This is a genomic window from Nocardioides conyzicola (genome assembly GCF_039543825.1).
Lineage (GTDB): Bacteria > Actinomycetota > Actinomycetes > Propionibacteriales > Nocardioidaceae > Nocardioides > Nocardioides conyzicola.
Genome location: NZ_BAABKM010000001.1, coordinates 213,078 through 234,372, shown reverse-complemented (window position 1 = coordinate 234,372; position 21,295 = coordinate 213,078). Strand labels below are relative to the sequence as shown.

General features: G+C 72.0%; 24 protein-coding genes. 13 read left to right on the top strand and 11 right to left on the bottom strand.

Going from position 1 to position 21,295, the window contains the following annotated elements; translation table 11 throughout:
• Position 1 precedes the first annotated feature (1 nt).
• From ABEA34_RS01175 to ABEA34_RS01155, 5 genes are all read left to right on the top strand, one after another.
• On the top strand, positions 2-1,081 hold the full coding sequence (locus ABEA34_RS01175; RefSeq protein WP_345518395.1) for a branched-chain amino acid aminotransferase: 1,080 nt from the start codon (positions 2-4) through the stop codon (positions 1,079-1,081).
• An 87-nt stretch (positions 1,082-1,168) separates the two neighbouring features.
• Positions 1,169-2,191: an ABC transporter substrate-binding protein gene (locus ABEA34_RS01170; RefSeq protein WP_345518393.1), complete on the top strand. Its 1,023-nt coding sequence runs from the start codon at positions 1,169-1,171 to the stop codon at positions 2,189-2,191.
• Positions 2,175-3,239, top strand: coding sequence for an ABC transporter substrate-binding protein (locus ABEA34_RS01165; protein WP_345518391.1), 1,065 nt, complete (start codon positions 2,175-2,177; stop codon positions 3,237-3,239). Before ABEA34_RS01170 ends, ABEA34_RS01165 begins: the two co-directional genes overlap by 17 nt.
• Positions 3,240-3,273: 34 nt before the next feature.
• Positions 3,274-4,185, top strand: coding sequence for an MBL fold metallo-hydrolase (locus ABEA34_RS01160; protein WP_345518389.1), 912 nt, complete (start codon positions 3,274-3,276; stop codon positions 4,183-4,185).
• Positions 4,186-4,207: 22 nt separating this feature from the next.
• Positions 4,208-5,050 carry an SDR family NAD(P)-dependent oxidoreductase gene (locus ABEA34_RS01155; protein WP_345518387.1) on the top strand — a complete coding sequence of 281 codons (843 nt, stop codon included), beginning with the start codon at positions 4,208-4,210 and terminating at the stop codon, positions 5,048-5,050.
• 15 nt (positions 5,051-5,065) lie between these two features.
• Here the strand turns inward: ABEA34_RS01155 and ABEA34_RS01150 are convergent, their stop codons facing one another.
• The 4 genes from ABEA34_RS01150 to ABEA34_RS01135 all read right to left on the bottom strand — a co-directional run bounded on the left by ABEA34_RS01150 (position 5,066) and on the right by ABEA34_RS01135 (position 9,061).
• Positions 5,066-6,013: an ABC transporter substrate-binding protein gene (locus ABEA34_RS01150; RefSeq protein ID WP_345518385.1), complete on the bottom strand. Its 948-nt coding sequence runs from the start codon at positions 6,011-6,013 to the stop codon at positions 5,066-5,068.
• 53 nt (positions 6,014-6,066) lie between these two features.
• Positions 6,067-6,879, bottom strand: a complete 813-nt coding sequence (locus ABEA34_RS01145) for an ABC transporter ATP-binding protein (RefSeq protein WP_345518383.1) — start codon at positions 6,877-6,879, stop codon at positions 6,067-6,069.
• Positions 6,880-6,947: 68 nt separating this feature from the next.
• Positions 6,948-8,018: a FecCD family ABC transporter permease gene (locus tag ABEA34_RS01140; RefSeq protein WP_345518381.1), complete on the bottom strand. Its 1,071-nt coding sequence runs from the start codon at positions 8,016-8,018 to the stop codon at positions 6,948-6,950.
• Positions 8,015-9,061, bottom strand: coding sequence for a FecCD family ABC transporter permease (locus ABEA34_RS01135; protein WP_345518379.1), 1,047 nt, complete (start codon positions 9,059-9,061; stop codon positions 8,015-8,017). The genes ABEA34_RS01140 and ABEA34_RS01135 overlap by 4 nt, the downstream gene beginning before the upstream one ends.
• 116 nt (positions 9,062-9,177) lie before the next feature.
• Here ABEA34_RS01135 and ABEA34_RS01130 point away from each other — a divergent pair, with 116 nt between their 5' ends.
• On the top strand, positions 9,178-10,764 hold the full coding sequence (locus ABEA34_RS01130; protein WP_345518377.1) for a serine/threonine-protein kinase: 1,587 nt from the start codon (positions 9,178-9,180) through the stop codon (positions 10,762-10,764).
• Positions 10,765-10,915: 151 nt separating this feature from the next.
• Complete coding sequence (gene cimA / locus ABEA34_RS01125; protein ID WP_345518375.1) at positions 10,916-12,496, top strand: citramalate synthase; 1,581 nt, start codon at positions 10,916-10,918, stop codon at positions 12,494-12,496.
• Between the two features lie 4 nt (positions 12,497-12,500).
• Here the strand turns inward: cimA and ABEA34_RS01120 are convergent, their stop codons facing one another.
• Positions 12,501-13,097 (bottom strand): TetR/AcrR family transcriptional regulator, encoded by a 597-nt coding sequence (locus ABEA34_RS01120; RefSeq protein ID WP_345518373.1) that lies wholly within the window; start codon positions 13,095-13,097, stop codon positions 12,501-12,503.
• 75 nt (positions 13,098-13,172) lie between these two features.
• Between ABEA34_RS01120 and ABEA34_RS01115 the strand changes: the two genes are divergently transcribed.
• From ABEA34_RS01115 to ABEA34_RS01095, 5 genes are read left to right on the top strand one after another with little or no spacing between them, the layout of a single operon-like run.
• Positions 13,173-13,727 carry an NAD(P)H-dependent oxidoreductase gene (locus tag ABEA34_RS01115; RefSeq protein WP_345518371.1) on the top strand — a complete coding sequence of 185 codons (555 nt, stop codon included), beginning with the start codon at positions 13,173-13,175 and terminating at the stop codon, positions 13,725-13,727.
• Between the two features lie 16 nt (positions 13,728-13,743).
• The gene (locus ABEA34_RS01110; protein ID WP_345518369.1) at positions 13,744-15,141 is read left to right on the top strand and encodes an amidase; all 1,398 of its coding nucleotides are present in this window, start codon (positions 13,744-13,746) and stop codon (positions 15,139-15,141) included.
• Positions 15,142-15,154: 13 nt separating this feature from the next.
• Positions 15,155-15,811, top strand: a complete 657-nt coding sequence (locus ABEA34_RS01105; protein WP_345518367.1) for an SDR family oxidoreductase — start codon at positions 15,155-15,157, stop codon at positions 15,809-15,811.
• Complete coding sequence (locus ABEA34_RS01100; protein ID WP_345518366.1) at positions 15,808-16,230, top strand: MmcQ/YjbR family DNA-binding protein; 423 nt, start codon at positions 15,808-15,810, stop codon at positions 16,228-16,230. The genes ABEA34_RS01105 and ABEA34_RS01100 overlap by 4 nt, the downstream gene beginning before the upstream one ends.
• 5 nt (positions 16,231-16,235) lie before the next feature.
• Positions 16,236-16,829, top strand: coding sequence for a hypothetical protein (locus tag ABEA34_RS01095; protein WP_345518364.1), 594 nt, complete (start codon positions 16,236-16,238; stop codon positions 16,827-16,829).
• Between the two features lie 43 nt (positions 16,830-16,872).
• On the opposite strand, the gene ABEA34_RS01090 is transcribed toward ABEA34_RS01095, so the two are convergent.
• From ABEA34_RS01090 to ABEA34_RS01080, 3 genes are read right to left on the bottom strand one after another with little or no spacing between them, the layout of a single operon-like run.
• Positions 16,873-17,484, bottom strand: coding sequence for an energy-coupling factor transporter transmembrane component T family protein (locus ABEA34_RS01090; RefSeq protein WP_345518362.1), 612 nt, complete (start codon positions 17,482-17,484; stop codon positions 16,873-16,875).
• Positions 17,481-18,176 carry an energy-coupling factor ABC transporter ATP-binding protein gene (locus tag ABEA34_RS01085; protein ID WP_345518360.1) on the bottom strand — a complete coding sequence of 232 codons (696 nt, stop codon included), beginning with the start codon at positions 18,174-18,176 and terminating at the stop codon, positions 17,481-17,483. The genes ABEA34_RS01090 and ABEA34_RS01085 overlap by 4 nt, the downstream gene beginning before the upstream one ends.
• Positions 18,177-18,178: 2 nt before the next feature.
• Positions 18,179-18,799 (bottom strand): biotin transporter BioY, encoded by a 621-nt coding sequence (locus ABEA34_RS01080; RefSeq protein ID WP_345518358.1) that lies wholly within the window; start codon positions 18,797-18,799, stop codon positions 18,179-18,181.
• 116 nt (positions 18,800-18,915) lie between these two features.
• Between ABEA34_RS01080 and ABEA34_RS01075 the strand changes: the two genes are divergently transcribed.
• Positions 18,916-19,479: a TetR/AcrR family transcriptional regulator C-terminal domain-containing protein gene (locus ABEA34_RS01075; protein ID WP_345518356.1), complete on the top strand. Its 564-nt coding sequence runs from the start codon at positions 18,916-18,918 to the stop codon at positions 19,477-19,479.
• Here the strand turns inward: ABEA34_RS01075 and ABEA34_RS01070 are convergent.
• The 3 genes from ABEA34_RS01070 to ABEA34_RS01060 form a co-directional block, all read right to left on the bottom strand.
• Positions 19,476-19,949 (bottom strand): SRPBCC family protein, encoded by a 474-nt coding sequence (locus ABEA34_RS01070; protein WP_345518355.1) that lies wholly within the window; start codon positions 19,947-19,949, stop codon positions 19,476-19,478. The two genes, ABEA34_RS01075 and ABEA34_RS01070, sit on opposite strands and share 4 nt — an antisense overlap.
• A 333-nt stretch (positions 19,950-20,282) precedes the next feature.
• Positions 20,283-20,624 (bottom strand): DUF1801 domain-containing protein, encoded by a 342-nt coding sequence (locus ABEA34_RS01065; RefSeq protein WP_345518353.1) that lies wholly within the window; start codon positions 20,622-20,624, stop codon positions 20,283-20,285.
• Positions 20,625-20,639: 15 nt separating this feature from the next.
• Positions 20,640-21,224 (bottom strand): dihydrofolate reductase family protein, encoded by a 585-nt coding sequence (locus ABEA34_RS01060; protein ID WP_345518352.1) that lies wholly within the window; start codon positions 21,222-21,224, stop codon positions 20,640-20,642.
• Between the last annotated feature and the right edge of the window lie 71 nt (positions 21,225-21,295).

Sequence of the window (21,295 nt, the reverse complement as noted above, 5' to 3'; positions counted from 1 at the left end):
CATGGAGATCAGCACCACGCCGTCGACCACCGCCGTCGACGACGCCCGCCTCGCGGAGATCCTCGAGAACCCGGGCTTCGGCCAGCACTTCACCGACCACATGTTCACGGTCGAGTGGACCCCGGACGCCGGCTGGCACGACGCCCGGATCGAGCCCTACGGCCCGCTCACCCTGGACCCGGCGACGGCCGTCCTGCACTACGCGCAGGAGACGTTCGAGGGCATGAAGGCCTACCGCCACGGCGACGGCTCGATCTGGTCCTTCCGGCCGGAGGAGAACGCCGCGCGGATGGTCCGCTCCAGCCACCGGCTGGCGCTCCCGGTGCTCCCGGCCGAGGACTTCGTGCAGGCCGTCGACGCCCTGGTCGCGGTCGACCAGCGGTGGGTGCCCGACGCGACGTCGTCGGAGAAGAGCCTCTACCTGCGGCCGTTCATGTTCGGCTCCGAGGCGTTCCTCGGGGTCCGCCCGTCGCAGCACGTCACGTTCATGGTGATCGCCAGCCCCGCCGGCGCGTACTTCAAGGGCGGCGTGAAGCCGATCAGCCTCTGGCTCACCGAGGAGTACACCCGCGCCGGCCGCGGCGGCATGGGCGCGGCCAAGACCGGCGGCAACTACGCCAGCTCGCTCGTCGCCCAGCAGGAGGCCACCCAGCACGGCTGCGACCAGGTCGTCTTCCTCGACGGCCAGGAGGGCAGGTACGTCGAGGAGCTCGGCGGCATGAACATGTACTTCGTGTACGCCGACGGCCACATCGTCACGCCCGCGACCGGCACCATCCTCGAGGGCATCACCCGGGCGAGCATCATCGAGCTCGCCGGCAAGATGGGCCACCAGGTCGAGGAGCGGAAGTTCTCCATCGACGAGTGGCGCGACGGCATCACCAGCGGCGAGATCACCGAGATCTTCGCCTGCGGCACGGCCGCCGTGATCACGCCCGTCGGCGAGCTCAAGTGGGACGGCGGCTCCGTCCCGACCCCCGAGGGCGGGGGAGACCTGTGGCGCCGGATCCGGCAGCAGCTGGTCGACGTCCAGTTCGGCCGCGCCGAGGACACCTTCGGCTGGATGCACCGGATCGTCTGACGCGATCGCGCGACCACCGGCTGGACCCCCGGTGGCGACGCCATCCGCAACCTGATTAAGGTAAGGCTCACCTAACAAGGAGAGCCGATGCGTCTGCGTTCGATCGTCGCCACCGCCGTCCTGGCCCTGCCGGTGCTGCTCACGGCGTGCGGCTCCGACGGTTCGCCCGCCGCGGACCGGTCATCCGGAGCGGACGAGGGCGGCGCGTTCCCCGTGACGGTGACCCACAAGTTCGGACAGACCGTCGTGCCCGCGGAGCCCCAGCGGGTCGTCAGCGTCGGGGTCACCGAGCAGGACGTGCTGCTGCAGCTCGGCGTCGTCCCCGTCGCCGTCACGGAGTGGTACGGCGAGCAGCCGGACGCCACCTGGCCCTGGGCGCACGACCTGCTCGACGGCGCGCACCCCGAAGTGCTGACGACCGACGACGGCTTCGAGTTCGAGAAGATCGCAGCCCTCGAGCCCGACCTGATCGTCGGCACCAACGCGGGCATGACCAAGAAGGACTACGAGCTCTTCTCGGCTATGGCGCCGACCATCACCAGCAGCAAGGACGCCAACGACTTCTTCTCACCGTGGCAGGACCAGGTGCTGCAGATCGCCCGGGGTCTGGGCCGCGAGGCCGACGGTCAGCAGGTCGTCGACGACCTCGAGGCCGACTACGCGCGGGTCGCCGCCGAGCACCCGGAGTGGGCCGACCTGACGGCGACGTTCTCCCAGGGCGCGCCGTACGACGGGATCCTCTACGTCTACCCGCCCGGGCTGAGCACCGACTTCCTGACCGAGCTCGGCTTCACGATGACGACCGGCTTCGAGGACTACGCGCCGAAGGGCTCGCAGGCCGAGATCTCCGCCGAGAACGTCGGCCTGATCGACGCCGACGTCATCGTCTTCGCGACCGAGGACCAGCAGGGCTTCGACGCCCTGCAGGACTTCGGCACCGTCGGCTCGCTCGCCGCTGTCGAGGAGAACCGCGCGGTGTACACCGACGGGACCCTCGCCGGCGCCATCTACTTCGACACCCCGCTCAGCCGCGCCTACGCGCTCGAGCACCTCACCCCGATGCTCGAAGGAGCATCCGAAGGAAAGGCACCTCGTGAATACCCGTCCTGACCGCCGACGCTTCCTGGCCGGCCTCTCGGTCCTGGCCCTCGCACCGGTCCTCGCCGCCTGCGGCAGCGACAGCGACTCCCCCTCCACCCCGTCCGGCGGTGGCTCCAGCAGCGCAGCGCCCGAGGAGTCGGCGTTCCCCGTCACCATCAAGCACAAGTACGGCGAGACCACGATCGAGAAGGCCCCCCAGCGGGTCGTCTGCGTCGGCCTCACCGACCAGGACACCCTGATGGCGCTGGGGATCGTGCCGGTCGGCGTCACGTACTGGTTCGGTGACGAGAAGCTCCAGGGCGTCTACCCGTGGGCCCAGGACCGCCTCGGCGACGCCGAGCTCCCCACGGTCCTCAAGGACACCGGCGGCGTCCAGCTCGAGAAGGTCGCGTCCCTCGCGCCGGACCTGGTCATCGGCACCTACTCCGGCCTGACCGAGCAGGACTACAAGAAGCTCAGCGCGATGGGGGTCCCGGTCGTCGCGCAGAGCGGCGACTACGCCGACTACGGCACGCCGTGGGACGAGGCGGCCCTGACCATCGGCACCGCGGTCGGCAAGCCGAAGGCGACCCAGCAGCTCATCGACGACGTCAAGCAGCGGATCTCGGACGAGGCCGCGGCACACCCGGAGTTCAAGGGCCAGACCGCGGGCGTCGTCACGCCGTACGAGGGCCTCTTCCTCTACGGCCCCGAGGACCCGCGGTCGCGGATGCTGCTCGACCTGGGCTTCGACCTGCACCCGCTCATCACCGACGCCGACGACAGCGAGTTCGGGGTCTCGCTGAGTGCCGAACGCACCTCGGACCTTGCCGACGCCGGCGTGGCCGTGTGGATCGACCTCGACGCCGACAATCAGGTGAAGAGCCTCTTCGAGAAGACCAAGGCGTACGACGATGGCCGGTGGTTCGACATCAGCCCGGCCAACGGCAGCTACTACGTCGCCCACAGCTTCGTGACGCCGCTGAGCATCCCCTACCTGCTCGACCGCTACGTGCCGCAGCTGGCCGCGGCCGCCGACGGCGACCCCACCACGGAGCCGCCCGCGGTCAAGGACTGACCCGGGGTCGGGGCGACCTGGGTAGCGTGCGGCCATGCGCCTCAAGCTCGGCCGCCCCGACATCGGCCAGTACGCCGACCGCTTCGACGTCCCGCCGGCCGCGGGGCTCTTCGGCGTCACCTTCCTCGGCGTCACGAGCCTGCTGCTCGACGACGGTGAGACGCGGTTGCTGACCGACGGCTTCTTCTCGCGACCCTCGCTCGGGAAGGTCACGCTCGGCAGGATCGCGCCTGACCCGGTCCGCATCGACGCCGCCCTGGCCCGCGTCGGCGCGGACCGGCTGGCCGCCGTCATCCCGGTGCACTCGCACTACGACCACGCGATGGACTCCGCCGTGGTGGCCGACCGGACGGGCGCCGACCTCGTCGGTGGCGCGTCCACGGCGTACGTCGGCCGCGGCCACGGCCTCCCCGAGGACCGGATCCGCGTGGTGACGCCCGGCGAGCCGATGTCGTACGGCGCCTTCACGCTCACGTTCATCGAGTCGCACCACTGCCCACCCGACCGGTTCCCGGGCGAGATCACCGCGCCCGTCGTACCTCCCGTGAAGGCGGGCGCCTACAAGTGCGGTGAGGCCTGGTCGATCCTGGTGGAGCACGCCGGCGGGCAGAGCGCGCTGCTGCAGGGGAGTGCCGGGTACGTCGAGGGCTCGCTGACCGGGCGGCGTGCCGACGTCGCCTACCTCGGCGTCGGCCAGCTCGGCGTCCAGAGCGAGGACTACATCCGGACCTACTGGGCCGAGACGGTCGCGGCAGTCGGCGCGACGCGTGTCGTGCTGACCCACTGGGACGACTTCTTCCGCCCGCTCGACCAGCCGCTGCGCGCGCTGCCCTACCTCGGCGACGACCTCGACGTCACGGTGCGGCTCCTCGAGGAGCTCGCCGCGGCGTCGGGCCTCACGGTCCACTTCCCGACCGTGTGGCAGCGTGAGGACCCTTGGTCGTAGGAGGCGGCCCTAGGCTCGGCGCATGAGCGATCAGACGATGGCGGGCCGCACGGTCCTGGTGACCGGTGCGAGCGACGGGATCGGCGCCGAGACGGCCCGGGTGCTCGCGTCCAGGGGAGCGACGGTGCACGTCACCGGGCGGTCGGCGGACAAGCTCCGGCCGGTCGCCGAGGCGGTCGGCACCGAGCCGCTGATCGCCGACTTCTCCCGGCTGGACGACGTACGCCGCCTGGCCGACGAGGTCGGCGAGCGGGTGGGGACGCTGGACCTGCTGATGAACAACGCCGGTGGGACGTTCGCCCCGTCGAGGAAGACCCACGACGGGCACGAGCCCAACTTCCAGGTCAACCACCTGGCGCCGTTCCTGCTCACCAACCTGCTCCGCCCGAAGCTCGCTGCGGCCGGCTCGTCGCTGGTCGTCAACACCTCCAGCATCGGCAACCTGATGGGCAAGATCGTGCTCGACGACCTCGACTACGAGCACCGGCGGGCGATGGAGCTGCGTGCCTACGGCACCGGCAAGCTGATGAACATCGCCTTCACCCGCGGCATCCAGCAGCGGTGGGCCGACGACGGCGTCGTGTCGGTCGCCGTGCACCCCGGCCCGGTCGGCAGCTCCTTCGGGCGCGACTCGTGGTTCATCGGGCTCGTCTACCGCTCGCCGGTCAAGCGCTGGGCCACGATCAGCGTCCCCGACGGCGCGGCGCCGCTGATCGCCCTCGCCGAGCGCGGCCCCGACCCCGAGTTCAACGGCCGGTACTTCGACCGCTTCAAGGCCGACGGCCGCGAGAACAAGCAGGCGCACGACCAGGCGATCATCGACGGGCTCTGGGAGCGGTCGGCGGCGCTGGTCGGTCTGGCCTGAGCGGTAGCGGCCGACCTACGAGACGACGTCCTCGTCGGTGCTCAGCCAGCCGGCGAGCTCCTTCATGTAGACCGTCTGCGACGGGTAGTCCATCGACGCGGAGTCCCACGGGTGGACCTGCCCGGCCTGGAACGCCGCCAGCCGGGCGAAGGTGGGCTGCTCACCGAGCTGCTTCAGCGAGTAGGAGTTGCGGGTCGCGTTGATCAGGACGTCACCCTCGTAGCGGTCGGCGTTCTCCCAACTGAGGATCTCCCAGTAGTAGTCCTTGCCGCCGATCTCGGTGAAGCTCACGCCGAGGTCCTGGTAGTACTTCAGCGCCGGGTCGTCGGGCGCCTTCGCGATGTAGAGGCCGTCGCCGTCCGCGTAGATCGGGATCACCGACAGACCGCTCTTCGCGGCCTCGGTCAGGTCGGCGGAGGCCGCCTCGAACGCCGCCTTGTCCTCGGCCACCTGGCTGCCCGCGCCGGTGTCGACGCCGAGCGACGCGACCAGCTCCTCGTTGGTCTCGATGACGTCCTTCATCGACCCGACCTGGGCCACGGCGACGACCGGCGCGATCGCCTTGATCTTCGCGAGCTGGGTCTTGTCCTTGAAGCCGTACATCTCGTCGGCGGTGTCGCCGGTGTACGACGTCGCGACGATGATGTCGGGCTTCGCGGCGGCCAGCTTCTCGAGGCTGATCTCGCCGTACGTCGAGCCGACGACCTCGGTGTCGCCGAGGTCGAGGCCGTCGAACATGGTGTCCTTCGCCGGGTCCATCCAGGTGAAGATCGCCACCGGCGTGATCCCGAAGTGCCACAGCGCGGCGGCGGCGTCGCCGTACGCCGCGATCCGCACGGGCGTCTTGTCCAGCTTGACCGTCTGGCCGAGGTCGTCGGTGTAGGACCACGGGCCCGAGCTGGGGGTGGCGCTGCCCACGGGTGCGGCGCTCGAGCCGGAGTCGCTGCCGCAGGCGGCCAGCACGGCCGCGGTGAGCAGGGCGACACCTCCCGCGAGGAGTCGGCGTCGGGGGGGGGTCAGGAGTGCGGCGCATCGGCGAGTTCTCTCAGCTGGGTGGTGGGGACGATGATCGGGAGCCCCGTGCGGGGGTCCGGCAGGATGTCGGCCGCGAGGCCGAACGTGGTGGCGAGCAGGGCCGGCGTGAAGACGTCGGTGGGGGCGCCCTGGGTGACCACGACGCCGTCCTTCATCACCACGATCGTGTCGCTGTAGCGGGCGGCGAGGTTGAGGTCGTGGAGCACCATCACGACGGTGCGGCCGCGCTCCCGGTTGAGCCGGGTCACCAGGTCGAGGATCTCCACCTGGTGGGCGAGGTCGAGGTACGTCGTCGGCTCGTCGAGCAGCAGCAGGTCGGTGTCCTGGGCCAGGGTCATGGCGATCCAGGCCCGCTGCCGCTGGCCGCCGGAGAGCTGGTCGAGCGGCCGGTCCCGCAGGGCGGCGGTGTCGGTCATCTCGAGCGCGCGGTCGACGATCTGCTCGTCCTCGGGCGACCACTGGCTGAACCAGCGCTGGTGCGGGTGGCGGCCCCGGCCGACCAGGTCGCGCACGAGCAGGCCGTCCGGTGCGATCGGGCTCTGCGGGAGCAGCGCCATCGTCCGGGCGACCTGGCGGGTGTGCACGTCGTGGATGGACTCGCCGTCGAGGTAGACCGTGCCGCTGGTCGGCCTGAGGAGCCGCGACATGGTGCGCAGCAGGGTCGACTTGCCGCAGCCGTTGGGCCCGACGATGGTCGTGACGTGGCCGTCGGCGAGGTCGAGCGACAGGTCGCGGACGACGGGGTCGCCGCCGTACCCGACGGTGACGGACTCGGTGCGCAGACGTGCATTCATTGCGGGGTCCCCTCGAAAGTGTGGGATGGAGGAGCGAAGCGGGGGAGGCCCGCAGTTTCGTGGGGTGCTCATGCCGACACCTTTCGGTTCCTACGGAGGAGCAGCCAGATCAGGTACGGCGCGCCGATCGCCGCCGTGACGATCCCGGCGGGGAGCGGGAAGGGGATGACCACGCGCGTCACGAGGTCCGCGCCCACGACCAGGCAGGCGCCGAGGACCATCGAGGCCAGCATCGGCGGCCGGGAGCCGGCCGTCAGGCGCAGCGCGATCTGGGGGACGACGAAGGCGACGAACTCCAGGGGTCCGACCGCGGAGACCGAGACCGCGACCAGGCCGACGGCCGCGACCAGGGTCATCAGCTGCGTCAGCTGGAGGCGTACGCCGAGGCCGCGCGCCGAGTCGTCGCCGAGCTGGAGGGCGTTGAGCGACCGCGCGAGCAGCACCGACACCGGCACCAGCACGACGAGCGCCCAGAGCAACGGCGTCGCCTGCTCCCAGCCGCGCCCGTTGAGCGAGCCGTTGAGCCACACCTGGGCGCTGGCGGCGTCCTGGATCCGGGCCTTCACCAGCAGCCACGACGTACCGGCCGAGAGGACGAAGCTGAGGCCGATGCCGATCAGGACCAGGCGCTGCCCGTCGATGCCGCGGCGCCACGACAGGACGTAGAGCAGCGTGGCGGTGAGGAGCGCGCCGGCGAACGCCGCCACCGGCAGCCCGACGGTCTGGAGGGTGCCGGCGACCAGGCCGCCGCCGTACCCGGAGCCCCCGGCGATCACGATCACCGCGACCGCGCCCAGGGCGGCACCCTCGGTGACGCCGAGGATGTCGGGGCTGGCCAGGGGGTTGCGGGCGAAGGTCTGGGTGAGCGCGCCGGCAAGGCCGAGGGCCGCGCCGACGAGGATGGCGACGAGGGTCTGCGGCAGGCGCAGCTCCATCACGATGAACCGTTCGCCGGCGTCGCCGCCCCCGAGCAGCGTGCGGAGCACGTCGCTCACCGGGATCTTGAAGTCGCCCATGGAGAGGTCGAGCGCGACCAGCACCCCCAGCACCACGAGGCCGCCGACGACGGTGATCCCGGCGCGCATCGGCACCAGCCACGACAGCGGGCCGACCCGAAGGGGCGTGCTGAGCGTGCTCATATCCGCACCATCCGGGTGCGGCGGACCAGGTAGATGAAGACCGGTCCGCCGACCAGCGCCATCACGATGCCGACCTGCAGCTCACCGGGGCGTACGACGACGCGCCCGACGACGTCGGCGAGCACCACGAGGAGGCCGCCGATGAAGCCCGAGTAGGGGATCACCCAGCGGTAGTCGACGCCCGCGAAGTGCCGGGCCACGTGCGGCACGACCAGGCCGACGAAGCCGACCGGACCGCACGCCGCCGTCGCCGCACCGGTCAGCAGCATCACGCCCAGCACGCCGATGGCCTTGTGCCGCATCGGGTGCATGCCGAGCGAGACGGCGACGTCGTCCCCGAGCTGCAGCAGGTTGAGGGTCGAGGCGCTCAGCACGGCCAGCACCAGCCCGACGACCATGAAGGGCAGGACCTCCCAGAAGACGTCCATGCCTCGCCCGGAGACCGAGCCGACCGCCCAGAACCGGTAGGCGTCGAGGGTGTCCACGTCGCGGAGGATGACGGTCTGCGTGAGCGCGGCCAGCAGTGCGCTCACCGCCGTACCGGCCAGGACCAGCGAGATCGGGTCCGGGCCGCCCTTGGTGGAGCCGATGGCGAAGACCGCGGCCGCCGCCAGACCGGCGCCGGCGAGCGAGAACCACGCGTAGCCGGTCAGGTCCTGGACGTGGAACACGTAGATGCCGATCACGACGGCGAACGCCGCGCCCGCCTCGACGCCGAGCAGACCCGGGTCGGCGAGCGGGTTGCGGGTGTGGCCCTGCATCAGGGCGCCCGCGATGCCCAGCGAGATCCCCACCGCGATCGCCAGGATCGTCCGCGGGATGCGCAGGTCGTGGACGATCGTCGAGGCGTCGGAGCCGTCGGGGTGCACCAGCACGTCGACCACGGTGCCGAGCGAGATGGGCCGGCTCCCCACCGCGAGGCTGACCAGACCGGCGAGCACCAGGAGCAGGGTCAGCACCACGAGCCCGCGCACCGAGCCCCGGCGCAGCGGGGCGAGCTGCCGCGTGGTCGGCGCGACCTGCTGCGGTGCGATCGAGGTCATGGGGTCCCCAGGAGACGGCGATAAAGGTAAGGCTTACCTTAGTCATATCGCCGACGCGGACTGAAGGGGGTGCCGGCCTGCCGGGTCGAGGGCTGGGTCACGGGTAGCCTCGGCCCGTGACGACCTCCTCCGCGAGTGCCGGGTCCGCCGGGTCGGGCGAGCGGCCCATGGTGGGCGGCTACACGCTGCTGGCCAAGCTCGGCGAGGGCGGCATGGGCGTGGTGCACCTCGCCCGCCGCGGTGACGGGGACCGGGTCGCGCTCAAGGTGCTGCGGCCGCACATCGTCGGCGACGACGAGGCCCGCCACCGGCTGGCCCGCGAGGTCGGCTCCCTCCAGCGCGTCAGCAGCCCCTGGGTCGCCGGCATCGTCGACTCGGACCCCTGGGCGCCGATCCCGTACGTCGCCACCCGCTACGTCCCCGGGCTGTCCCTCCACGACCTGATCGTGGAGGACGGTGCGATCGAGGGCCCCGACCTGTACTGGTTCGCCGCCGGCCTCGCCGAGGGCATCACCTCGGTGCACGCGGTCGGCGTGCTGCACCGCGACGTCAAGCCGTCCAACGTGCTGATGGAGGGCCGCACCCCGATCCTCATCGACTTCGGGCTCGCCCGGGTCGCCGACGACCCCAAGCTCACCCACACCGGCTGGCTCCTCGGCACCCCGGGCTACCTGGCGCCCGAGATCCTGTACGGCGAGGACGCGACCGCCGCGTCCGACGTCCACTCCTGGGCGGCGACGGTCGCGTACGCCGGCCTCGGCCATCCGCCGTTCGGGCGTGGTCCGTCGATGGCGATCATGGACCGCGTACGACGGGGTCAGTTCGACCTCACCGGGCTGCCCGACGACCTGCGCCAGGTCGTCGCCTCCGCGCTCGACCCGGAGCCGCGCAACCGGCCGACCTTCCCGCAGCTGCTGGCCTGGCTCCGGCCGCTGACCACGCGGCGCGACGCGCCGACGGTCGCCCCGCCGGTCGCGGTCGAGCACGACCCCTACACGGTGCCGCTCGCGCTGGCCGCCCAAGCCGGCGCCGACGACGAGACCGACGTGTGGCCCGGCCACAACACCCCCGAGCCGTACACCCTCGCCCTCCCGCCCGAGGGAGCGACCGCGCTCTACGAGGAGCCGCGGGCCACGCTCGGGGAGCGGGTCCGCCGCGGCGCGCTGCTGGTCGCCGGCGCGCTCGCGGCCGGCGCCGGGGCGGCGGCGTACCCCTGGCTCGTGGTCGGCCTGCTCCTCCTGCTGACCTGGCTCCTGCGCAGCATCTCGCTGGCCGCGTCGGCGCACGACCAGCGGCGGCAGTACCGCGGCCGCAAGTGGTACGACGGCATGCAGCTGCTCGTCGCTGCTCCGTGGCACCTCGTCCAGTCGATCCCGGGGGCGGTGCTGCTCGGGCTGTGGGCGCTCGGCCTGGCGTCCGCGGCGGCCCTGGTCTGCTACGCCATCTCCACGGGCATCGAGCTGGCGCTCTTCGTCTGCGGCGTCGTGCTCGCGGGCTCGCTGTGGTGGGGGCCGGGCGGCTCTCGCCTCCGTGGACCGGTCAACCGGATCGTCGTGCCCCTCGCGGTCGACGTACGCCGTTGGGCCGTCGCGCTCGTCGTCGTGCTCGCGATCGCCGCCGCGCTGGGCTTCCGCGCCGACGTGTCGGGGGCAAGCTGGGACCCCGCCGGTGGCGAGCCGCATGTCGAGATCCCTGGTCCATGATGTGGTCGCCGTGGCACGATGACGACGTGCATCACCACGTGATCATTATTTCCTAGCGCGTCGACGCCCACCGATCCCCGGGCACGACGCGCCAACCTCTCGTTCTCGAGGGGTTTTTTTGTTGCTCGAAACAGACTGAACAGGACCCCCGATGGACCTCCACGGCGACTTCCACGTCTACGACACGACCTTGCGCGACGGCGCCCAGCAGGAGGGCCTGAGCCTCTCGGTCGCCGACAAGCTGTCGATCGCGAAGCAGCTCGACGGCCTCGGCGTCGGCTACATCGAGGGCGGCTGGCCGGGGGCGAACCCGAAGGACACCGAGTTCTTCCGGCGCGCGGCCGGTGAGCTCGACCTGCGCAACGCCAAGCTCGCCGCCTTCGGGGCGACCAGGCGGGCCGGCGTACGCGCCGCGGACGACCCGCTCGTCGCCGCGCTGCGCGACAGCGGTGCGAGCGTGGTGACCCTGGTGGCGAAGTCGCACGACCGGCACGTCGAGCTCGCGCTGCGGACCACGCTGGAGGAGAACCTCGCGATGATCCGCGACACCGTCTCCCACCTGCGCGCCGAGGGGCAGACGGTCTTCCTCGACGCCGAGCACTTCTTCGACGGCTACCGCGCCAACCGCGACTACGCGCTCGAGGTGCTGCGCACGGCGTACGACGCGGGCGCCGAGGTGATCGCGCTCTGCGACACCAACGGCGGCATGCTGCCCGGCTGGGTCGGCGACGTCGTCCACGACGTCCGCGAGCACGCCCAGGTGCGGGTCGGCATCCACTGCCACAACGACACCGGCTGCGCCGTGGCCAACACGCTCGCCGCCGTCGACGCCGGCGCCACGCACGTGCAGGGCACGATCAACGGGTACGGCGAGCGCACCGGCAACGCCGACCTCGTCTCCGTCGTCGCCAACCTCGAGCTCAAGCTGGACCGGCGGGTGCTGCCGCCCGGCCTGCTCTCCGACGCGACCCGGATCGCGCACGCGGTCGCCGAGGTCACCAACTTCCCGCCCGCGTCGCGGCAGCCGTACGTCGGCAGCTCGGCGTTCACCCACAAGGCCGGCCTGCACGCGAGCGCCATCAAGGTCGACCCGGACCTCTACCAGCACATGGACCCCGCGGGCGTCGGCAACGACATGAGGCTGCTGGTCTCCGACATGGCGGGCCGGGCGTCGATCGAGCTCAAGGGACGCGAGCTCGGCTTCGACCTCTCCGGCGACCGCGAGCTGGTCACCCGGATCACCGACCGGGTCAAGGTCATGGAGAACACCGGCTACACGTTCGAGGCCGCCGATGCGTCGTTCGAGCTGCTGCTGATCGAGGAGGTCGAGGGCGCGCGCCCGACGTACTTCGAGGTCGAGTCCTGGAGAGTCATCACCGAGACGGCGCCGCACGGCGAGGCCGTCTCGGAGGCGACCGTGAAGCTCAAGGCCGACGGCGTCCGCTACGTGATGACCGGCGAGGGCAACGGCCCCGTCAACGCCCTCGACCACGCGCTGCGCGAGGCCATCGGCCGCGCCTACCCGGCGGTCGCGAAGTTCGAGCTCATCGACTACAAGGTGCGCATCCTCGACCAGGGCCACGGCACCGACGCGATCACCCGGGTGCTGATCGAGACCAGCGACGGCGAGTCGTCGTGGGTCACCGTCGGCGTCGGCGCCAACGTCATCGAGGCGTCCTGGGGCGCGCTGGTCGACGGCGTCACGTTCGGGCTGCGTCGCCAGGAGGCCTGAGCGGTCAGCGACCCACGATCCGGCCGGCGAGGTCGACCCAGCCGGCGTAGACCCGCTCGCGGTGGAAGCCGTCGACGCTGACCTGCTGGTCGAGGACCGGCGCCTCCAGCGGCGCCAGCAGCGCGACCGCGAGGAGCGGCAGGTCGCCGGTGACGCCGAGCTCGTGCAGCAGGTAGCGCACGTGCAGGACCGAGAACGAGTACGCCGCGTACGAGCGCGTGCCGGCGCGACCCGCGGCGCGGATCAGCTCCGCGTGCAGCAGTGTCGTCTCCAGCCGCGAGCGGCCGAACTCCAGCAGCCGGTCCCACGGCTCGGCGCCCGGTCCGAGGGGCGGCGGTCCGGACATCACCGAGGCCTGCCAGTCGGTCTCGGAATGGTTGAGCAGGGCCCCCATCAGCCCTTCGCGCGACTGGAAGCGCCGGAACACCGTGCCCTTGCCGACGCCCGCCTCGGCGGCGACCGCGTCCATGGTGACGCCCGTGGCGCCGTGCTGCGCGACCAGGCGCGCCGCGGCGTCGAGCAGCGCCACCCGGTTGCGCGCGGCGTCGCGGCGCTCCGGCGGCGGGGCGTCGAGGAGGGGGAGCAGGCGGCGTTCGGACATCTCGGCGCCACCCTAGTGAGCCAGCCCACGCGACGCGCGGGAATGTAAAGCGGACCGCAGTCCGTTTGAAGGGACATGACCACCTCCACCAGCATCGCCGTCCTCGTCGGCAGCCTCCGCAGCGACTCCGTCAACCGCAAGCTCGCCGAGGTCCTGCGCGACCAGGCACCCGACGGCGTCGACATCCAGATCATCGACGGACTCGGTGAGGTCCCGTTCTACAACCAGGACGTCGACAACGCGACCGACATCCCCGCCGCGGCCGCCCGGCTGCGCGAGCAGGTCGGCGGAGCCGACCGCGTCCTCGCCGTGACCCCCGAGTACAACGGGCGGATGCCCGCCGTCCTCAGCAACGCCATCGACTGGCTGTCGCGCCCGTACGGCGCCGGCGCCCTGGTCGGCAAGCCCTTCGGCGTCATCGGCGCCACCCCGACGCCGTACGGCGGCAAGTGGGCCCACGCCGACGCCGTCCGCTCCGCCGGCATCGCGGGTGCCCAGGTCGTCGAGGACGTCACCGTCTCGCAGTCGGCCCTCGAGGTCGACGTGCTGACGGACCCCGAGGTCCTCGCCCGGCTCGCCAACGCCGTGCGCCTCCTGGTCGACCACGACACGGAGACCGTGGCCGCCTGAGCGCTACCGTCGGGTCGTGGCCGAACTCCATGACCTGACCGCCCTCGAGCAGGGCGACCTGGTGCGACGCCGCGAGGTGTCGCCGCTCGAGCTCACCGAGCACTACCTCGAACGCGCCGACCGGCTGGACTCGGTCGGCGCGTTCGTCACGCTCACGCCCGAGCTGGCCCGCTCCCGGGCGGCCGGGCTCGACGTCGCCGCCGCGGCCGGCCCGCTCTTCGGCGTCCCGACCGCGATCAAGGACCTCAACCTGACCGCTGGCGTCCGCACGACCTTCGGCTCCGCGGCGTTCGCCGACTACGTGCCGGACGTCTCCGACGGCGTGACGCTCTCGATCGAGGCTGCCGGCCTGGTCAGCCTCGGCAAGACCAACGCGCCGGAGTTCGGCTCGCCCTGCTACACCGAGCCCGACGTCGCTCCACCGGCCGTCACGCCCTGGGACCGCACCCGCACCGCGGGCGGCTCGTCCGGGGGAGCCGCGGCCGCCGTGGCCGCCGGGCTGGTGCCGCTCGCCCAGGGGTCGGACGGCGGTGGTTCGATCCGGATCCCGGCGTCCTGCTGCGGACTCGTCGGTCTCAAGCCCACGCGGGGGCGGATCAGCGGTCACCCCGTGTACGGCGACCCGGTGGGTCTGGCCACGGCCGGACCGATCGCGCGGACCGTGGCCGACGCGGCGGCGATGCTCGACGTGCTCGCCGGTCGTCGGGTGGGGGATCCGTCCTGGGCGCCACCTCCTGCCGAGACCTTCCTGGCCGCCACTCGTCGCGACCCGGGGCGGCTCCGGGTCGCTCGCTTCATCACACCCGTCATCACCGACACCCCCGTCGACCCCGAGTGCCGGCTGGCGTGGGAGGACGCGTCACGGCTGCTCGAGTCGCTCGGCCACGAGGTGGTGGACGTCCCGGTGCCGCTGCCGTCCGAGGCGGTCCCGGTCTTCGAGACCTGCTGGGCGGTGCTGACCGCGCTCTCCGTCGTACCTCCCGACAAGGAGCACCTGCTCCGGCCGCTCACCCGCTGGCTCTCGGCCAGGGGCAACGCCGTGACCGGTCCCGAGTTCGGGCTGGCGATCGGTGCGATGCGGCGCTTCGCCGCCGACGCGCTGACCGCGCTCGCGCCGTACGACGCGGTGCTGACCCCCACCCTCGCGACCCCACCGGTCGCGGTCGGCGCCATGCGCAACGACGCGGACCCACAGGCCGACTTCGACGCCCAGAAGGCCTTCACCCCCTGGACCTCGGCGTGGAACGTCACCGGCATGCCGGCGGTCTCGCTCCCGCTGCACTGGACCCCCGACGGGCTGCCGGTCGGCGTGATGCTCGCAGCGCGGCCCGCCGAGGAGGAGCTGCTGCTCTCCCTCGCCAGCCAGGTCGAGGCGGCGGCGCCCTGGGCGGACCGGAAGCCACCGGGATGGTGAGTACCGTGAGCGCATGACTCGTCCCGTGATCCTGATCGTCGGCGCCGGCCCCGGGGTGAGCGGGTCCGTGGCCCGGCTCTTCGCGCGGGAGGGCTACGACGTCGGCCTGCTCGGCGTCGACGCGGAGCAGCTCGGCGCCCTCGGTGCCGAGCTCGAGGCGGCCGGTGCCAACGGCCAGGCGGCGGTCGTCGACGTCACCGACGTCGAGACGACGACCGAGGTGATCACGGCGATGGGCGAGGTCTTCGGCAGCATCGACGTGGTCCACTTCAACCCGAGCGCCTTCCGCGAGCAGGACCCGCTGGAGCTCACCGTCGCCGACCTGCTCGAGGACGTCGCGCTCGGCGTCGGTGCCCTCCTCACGGCGGTCCAGGCCGCGCGCCCGTTCATGGGGGCGGGAGGCCGGGTGACGGTCACCGGCAGCATGGCGGCCGACCAGCCCTGGCACCGGGCCGCGTCGCTCGGCGTGCAGAAGGCCGGCGTACGCAACCTCGTACACAGTCTCGACACGACGCTGCGGCCCGACGGCATCCGTGCGGTCTCCGTGACGGTCCGCGGCACCCTCGGCCGCGAGGGAGCGTTCACGCCCGACCGGGTGGCCGAGGCGATCTGGGACGCCGTGCACCAGGACCCGGACGACTGGCAGAGCGAGGTGCCCTACTCCGGATGAGCCCACGGTCGCGCAAGGCCAAGCTCCAGGACGTCCATGAGATCGCCCTCGCGATGCCGTACGTCGAGATCGCCGACGGCACGACCCCCGAGCGACCGGTCTACCAGGTCGGCAAGAAGTCGTTCGTGTTCTTCCGGACGCCGCGCCCCGACGCGTTCGACCCGGAGACGGGGGAGCGGTACGACGACGTGATCGTCTTCTGGGTCGACCCGATCGAGAAGGACGCGATCATCCTCGACGAGACCAACCCGTTCTTCACCACGCCGCACTTCGACGGCCACCCGTCGGTGCTGCTGCGCGGCAGCCGGATCGGCGAGCTCACCCGTGACGAGATCGCCGAGGTGGTGCAGGACGCCTGGCTCGCCCGCGCCTCCAGGCGGCGCGCTGCCGACTGGCTCGCCGCGAATCCGCCACACTGACGCCCGTGTACTCCCGGTGGCTGGCCCTGACGGCCGTGTCGTACGCCGTCCTCCACCACCTCGGCCTGCTCCCCGACGGCCTCGGCACCGGTCCCGACGAGACCCGCTGGGCGGACTGGCTCGACCTGCTCGTCCCGTGGCTGGTGCTGCTCCCGGCAGCACTCACGCTGCGCGCCGCCCGCGCCGAGGAGCGCACCTGGTGGCTCTTCGGCGCCGGCGTGCTCGCCTACGCCTCCGGCCACGGCATCCACCTGGCCGGCAACTCTGTGGGCAACTCCCACCCGAGCGACACCGCCCACCTGTGGGACGAGGTGGTCGGTCACGCGATCTGGTACGCCGGCGTCGTGCTCGTCCTGGTCGCCCTGACCCGCACCATGATCGGTCGCGACCGTCCCGGCCTCGTGAGCTACGTCCTCGCCGTCGCCGTCGGTCTCACCTGGGCCACCAACGCCGTCGGGGGCAACACGGAGGTGTTCTCACTGGTCGTCGCGCTGCTCGCGACAGCCGTCGGCTGGCGCCACCGCGGTGACCTGGCGGGTGTGCTGCTGGTCGGCTTCGCTCCTGCCGTCCCGACGGTGCTGCTCCTCTGGGCCAGGTGACCTCAAGCTCCCGTGGGCTTGGGTCCGCGGACCGGAGCGCCGGTCACTCGTCGCCGAGGCCGCGGGCGTGGAGCGCGTCACCGGTCTCGTGGGCCCGCGCGACGACGCGCACCACGAACGGCGCGAGGTAGGCGCGGGGATGGCGTACGCCGCGGGCCCGGGCGGCGTCGCGGGTCTCGACCGCCAGCGCGACCGTGCCGGGGAGCGCCTGGATCGCCAGGCCGATGGTGAGCGCGACGCGCTCGGGGTCGACGCCGATCGGCCGGAGGGGCGTGATCCACCGGATGAACGAGTCGAGCATCGCGTTGACGGGCGTCGTCGCCGAGACGACGACCGCCGCGATCGACAGGGCGAGCAGGTCGACGAAGGTCTCGATCGCCTTGTCGCGGCCGTACCACCACCACTGCAGCGCGCCGACGAAGACCGCGAAGAACAGCACCGTCCGGGCCGCTCGGGCGAGCGTGCCCAGCCGGACCCGCGCCAGCAGCGCCAGCGCCAGCGCGACCGCCAGGAACACCCACGCCCACGGCATGCTCCGCACCAGCACGATCGTCAGGCTCAGCACCATCAGCCCGCCGAGCTTCACGCCCACCGGCAGCCGGTGCAGCAAGGACGTCCCCGGCTGGTAGACGCCGACGAGTCCCGTGGTGCTCACGACGCGACCGAGGCGAGGTAGTCGTCGACGGCGGCGTCGGCCGCGCCGTCGTACCGCACCCGGGCGTCCTCGACCACCAGCACCCGGTCGCACCGGCGCGCGAGGTCGAGGTCGTGGGTGACCAGCACCAGCTGCTGGTCGAGCCCGAAGAGCAGGTCCGCGACGCGGCGGGTGTTGGCGAGGTCGAGCAGGGTCGTCGGCTCGTCCGCGACCACGATGGCCGGCTCGACCGCGAGCACGCCGGCCAGTGCGAGCAGCTGCTTCTGACCACCGGACAGCGCGTGCACGCTGATGTCGGCGTGCTCCGCCAGGCCGTAGCGGCCGAGCACCTCGAGAGCCCGGTCGTGCCGGCGCCCGGCGTTCTTCTCGTGCCGCCGCAGGGACAGCTCCACGTCCTCGACGCAGGTCGGCATCACCAGCTGGGAGGCCGGGTCGGTGAAGCAGAACCCCACCTTCCGACGTACGGCGGCGCCGTGGCGGGTCACGTCGACGCCGTCCACGAGCACCCGGCCGGCGCTCGGCGCGACCAGGCCGTTGATCATCCGGGCCAGCGTCGACTTGCCCGAGCCGTTGGCGCCGATGACCCCGATGCGCTGCTCGGTCAGCTCCGCGGTGGTCGGCTCGAGGACGACCCGGGTGCCGCCGGCGACCGGGACGGTCAGGCCGGCGGCGTCGAACGTGATGGTGGGCAACGTCAGCTGTCGACGCGCTGCATCCACGGGAACGCGCGGAACACCTCGGCGGCGATCAGCGCGACCAGCGTGGTCTTGAGGATGTCGCCGATCCAGAACGGCGTGTCGTAGGTGAAGGCGTCGTGCCACGAGACGTCGAAGTAGAGCTTCATGCCGAGGATGCCGAGCGGGTGGATGACCAGCACGCTGCCGGCGAGGGAGCAGACGAACACCCAGAGGGCGCGGGTACGCCGCTCGCGCGCGACGTACTTCACCAGGAAGCCGGCGAGCGCGGCCGCGACCGGGAACCCGTAGAGGTAGCCGGCGCTCGGGCCGCTGAAGACGCCGAGGCCCGAGGAGTGCTCGGCGAAGACCGGCAGGCCGATGATGCCGAGGAGCAGGTAGAGCGAGACGGCGAGGAACCCGCGGACGGGGCCGAGGACGCAGCCGGCGAGCATCACGCCGAAGGTCTGCAGGGTGATCGGGACCCCGGCGCCGCCGACTGGGATCGCCCCGACGTACGCGCAGGCCGAGATCAGCGCCGCGAACGCCGCGATCAGCGCGATGTCGGTGGTGGTGGACCGCCGGCGCGCGACGGGCGCCTCCGCGGTCTCGGGGGTGGTGGGGGTCTCGGCCATCGCCATGCTCGGTTCCTTCGGACGGACCTGAACGGTGTTCAGGTGAACGTCGTTCAGGTTAGGGTTCGGACCGAACCCGGTCAATCGTGACCGACCAGTAGTCCCACGGGAAGAGGTGTGACGTGCGCTACCACCGCGACGACGTCGTCGACCGGGCCCTGGTCGTGCTGGACGCCTACGGCCTGGCCGACCTGACCATGCGCCGGCTCGGCGGAGAGCTCGGCGTCCAGCCCAGCGCGCTCTACCACCACTTCCCCAACAAGCAGTCGCTGCTCGCCGCTGTCGCCGACGAGCTCCTCGAGCGGGGACGCCGTACGCCGCGGCCATCGGGCTGGGACGCGCGCGTCGAGGCGGTCTGCACCGAGCTGCGCGAGGCGATGCTGGCCTACCGTGACGGCGCCGAGCTGGTCGCCACGGTCCGTGCCTTCGGCCTCGGCGCGGGCACGCCGTACGACGAGCTGGTGGCCGCCCTCACCGACGGCGACCTCGACCCGGCCCTGGTCCCCACCGCCGCCCGGACGCTGCTCCACTACGTCTTCGGCCACACCGTCGACGAGCAGACGCACCTCCAGGCCGGCTCGGTCGGCGCGATCGAGGACGCGCCGCGCGAGGACTCCGACTTCGCCCTGGGCCTGCAGATCGTGGTCGATGGGATCCGGGCGCTCGCCGGGGCTGGATCGCGCTAGACGGCGCCGAGCACGTCCGGGTTCTCGCAGGCCCGGGCGAAGGCAGCGATCCGCGCCCGGATCTCGCGGCCCAGCAGCCACCGGCCGATCGGGTCGGCGACCGGGGCCAACCACCCGGGTCGAACGGACCAGGTGTACTTCCACACGGCACGGGTGCCGGCCACCCCGTCGCGTTCCTCGGGCGTGAAGCGCCAGCCGCCGCCGAAGGTCGCGAAGAACCACGGACCCTTCTCCATCGTCATGCCGACGGACGTCGGCGGACGGTAGGAGACGTAGCGGCTGATCATCGTCGGCCCGACGCGCGCCTTCGTGAGGGTGCGGACGTCCTTGCCCGGCCGGTCGGCGTCGATCAGGTGCTGGTGCCGGATGAACGGGTCCCAGCCGAGCCGTACCTCGCCGGTCGTCTGCGAGACGGCGAACGCGGTGTCCGGCACGACTGGGATCCACGCCTCTGCGGTGACCTGGGGCATGCGCTGCAGCATGTCACGGATCCGTCACGGTCCCGGATCACCCTTTTGGTGCGTTTGGCCCGCACGGCCACCGGGCACCCCTTGAGTGCGCCCACAGGCGCGTCGGGACGCGTCTCCGAGGTACCTATCGAGGTATCGCCGACGACGTCCCGAGACCATCGAACGGACGGAATCTCGCCATGTTGTGGACCATCCTCATCATTCTCGCCATCGTCGCCCTGGTGCTCTTCATCCTGGGCCGCGTCCGCGGGGGTCGCGGGGTCTGAGCCCCTCCGCACGAGACCGATCGCACCGGCTCCACCGTCACGGTGGGGCCGGTGCTGTCTGTCCGGGTCACGCCCGGTTGCGGGCGACCGCGTCCTTGATGAGCGCCACGAACGCGTCCTCGTCGAGGCTGTCGCCCTCGAAGAGATCGATCGCCCGGCGCGTGCCGGCGTCGAGGCTGGCGTTGAAGAGGCCGGCCGGGTCGTCCAGCGACGCCCCCTTCGCAAAGGTGAGCTTCACCTTGTCCTTGTAGGTCTCCGCCGTGCACACCAGGCCGTCGCACGAGAACGTCGGTACGCCGTCCGGGTTGGACGCCTTGCGCCACTTGGCCTCCTCGGCCATGTCGGGCTCCGCCGTCGTGATCAGGGTGCGGACCGTCTCGATCGTCTCGCTGCGCCAGTCGTTGCTCACATCGCGCGACACTACCTACGCAGGGCCGCCGCGCACGACCTCGTAGGTCAGGAACGCGAGTCCGGAGCCGATGGTGCGGGCGCTCGTCAGCCGGACGGGCACCGGGCTCGCCGTCTCCCCGAAGAGCCGCCTGCCGTCGCCGAGCACCGTCGGGAGCACGATGAGCCGCAGCTCGTCGACCAGGTCGTTGTCGAGCAGCGTCTGCACCAGCTGACGGCTCGCGTAGACCACGATGTCGCCGTCGACCTCGTCGCGCAGCCGCTTGACGGAGTCGAGCAGGTCGCCGTCGAGGACGGTGGAGCCGTCCCAGACGAGCCCGTCGGACGAGGACGACACGACGTACTTGGGCACGGCGCGCAGCCGGTCCGCCCAGGGGCCGGATCGCTCCTGCCAGCGACGGGCGAACCAGTCGTAGCTGCGACGCCCCATCAGGATCGCCGCCGTCCGGTCCGCCTCCGCGGCCTCGACCTCCGCCCACGGTGCGCGGTCCTCGCCCATCAGCTCGTCGAACCAGCCGCCGCGGGCGAACCCCTCGTCGCCCGTGGGGTCCTCGACGACGCCGTCGAGCGTCAGGTTGGTGTTGATCACGATCGTGCCCATGTCCGCCTCTTTCGCCGGGGTGTGCTTGCACAGGCTTCGATCCCGGCGTACGGCGGAACTGGTCGGTCAGG

Excerpts from the sequence above, each read along its gene's own strand:
- ABEA34_RS01155 (WP_345518387.1), top strand. The coding sequence starts at position 4,208 with ATGAGCGATCAGACGATGGCGGGCCGCACGGTCCTGGTGACCGGTGCG.
- ABEA34_RS01105 (WP_345518367.1), top strand. The coding sequence starts at position 15,155 with ATGACTCGTCCCGTGATCCTGATCGTCGGCGCCGGCCCCGGGGTGAGC.
- ABEA34_RS01115 (WP_345518371.1), top strand. The coding sequence starts at position 13,173 with ATGACCACCTCCACCAGCATCGCCGTCCTCGTCGGCAGCCTCCGCAGC.
- ABEA34_RS01170 (WP_345518393.1), top strand. The coding sequence starts at position 1,169 with ATGCGTCTGCGTTCGATCGTCGCCACCGCCGTCCTGGCCCTGCCGGTG.
- ABEA34_RS01080 (WP_345518358.1), bottom strand. The coding sequence starts at position 18,799 with ATGGCGATGGCCGAGACCCCCACCACCCCCGAGACCGCGGAGGCGCCC.
- ABEA34_RS01140 (WP_345518381.1), bottom strand. The coding sequence starts at position 8,018 with ATGAGCACGCTCAGCACGCCCCTTCGGGTCGGCCCGCTGTCGTGGCTG.
- cimA (WP_345518375.1), top strand. The coding sequence starts at position 10,916 with ATGGACCTCCACGGCGACTTCCACGTCTACGACACGACCTTGCGCGAC.
- ABEA34_RS01175 (WP_345518395.1), top strand. The coding sequence starts at position 2 with ATGGAGATCAGCACCACGCCGTCGACCACCGCCGTCGACGACGCCCGC.
- ABEA34_RS01145 (WP_345518383.1), bottom strand. The coding sequence starts at position 6,879 with ATGAATGCACGTCTGCGCACCGAGTCCGTCACCGTCGGGTACGGCGGC.
- ABEA34_RS01060 (WP_345518352.1), bottom strand. The coding sequence starts at position 21,224 with ATGGGCACGATCGTGATCAACACCAACCTGACGCTCGACGGCGTCGTC.
- ABEA34_RS01120 (WP_345518373.1), bottom strand. The coding sequence starts at position 13,097 with ATGTCCGAACGCCGCCTGCTCCCCCTCCTCGACGCCCCGCCGCCGGAG.
- ABEA34_RS01100 (WP_345518366.1), top strand. The coding sequence starts at position 15,808 with ATGAGCCCACGGTCGCGCAAGGCCAAGCTCCAGGACGTCCATGAGATC.
- ABEA34_RS01070 (WP_345518355.1), bottom strand. The coding sequence starts at position 19,949 with ATGCCCCAGGTCACCGCAGAGGCGTGGATCCCAGTCGTGCCGGACACC.
- ABEA34_RS01160 (WP_345518389.1), top strand. The coding sequence starts at position 3,274 with ATGCGCCTCAAGCTCGGCCGCCCCGACATCGGCCAGTACGCCGACCGC.
- ABEA34_RS01135 (WP_345518379.1), bottom strand. The coding sequence starts at position 9,061 with ATGACCTCGATCGCACCGCAGCAGGTCGCGCCGACCACGCGGCAGCTC.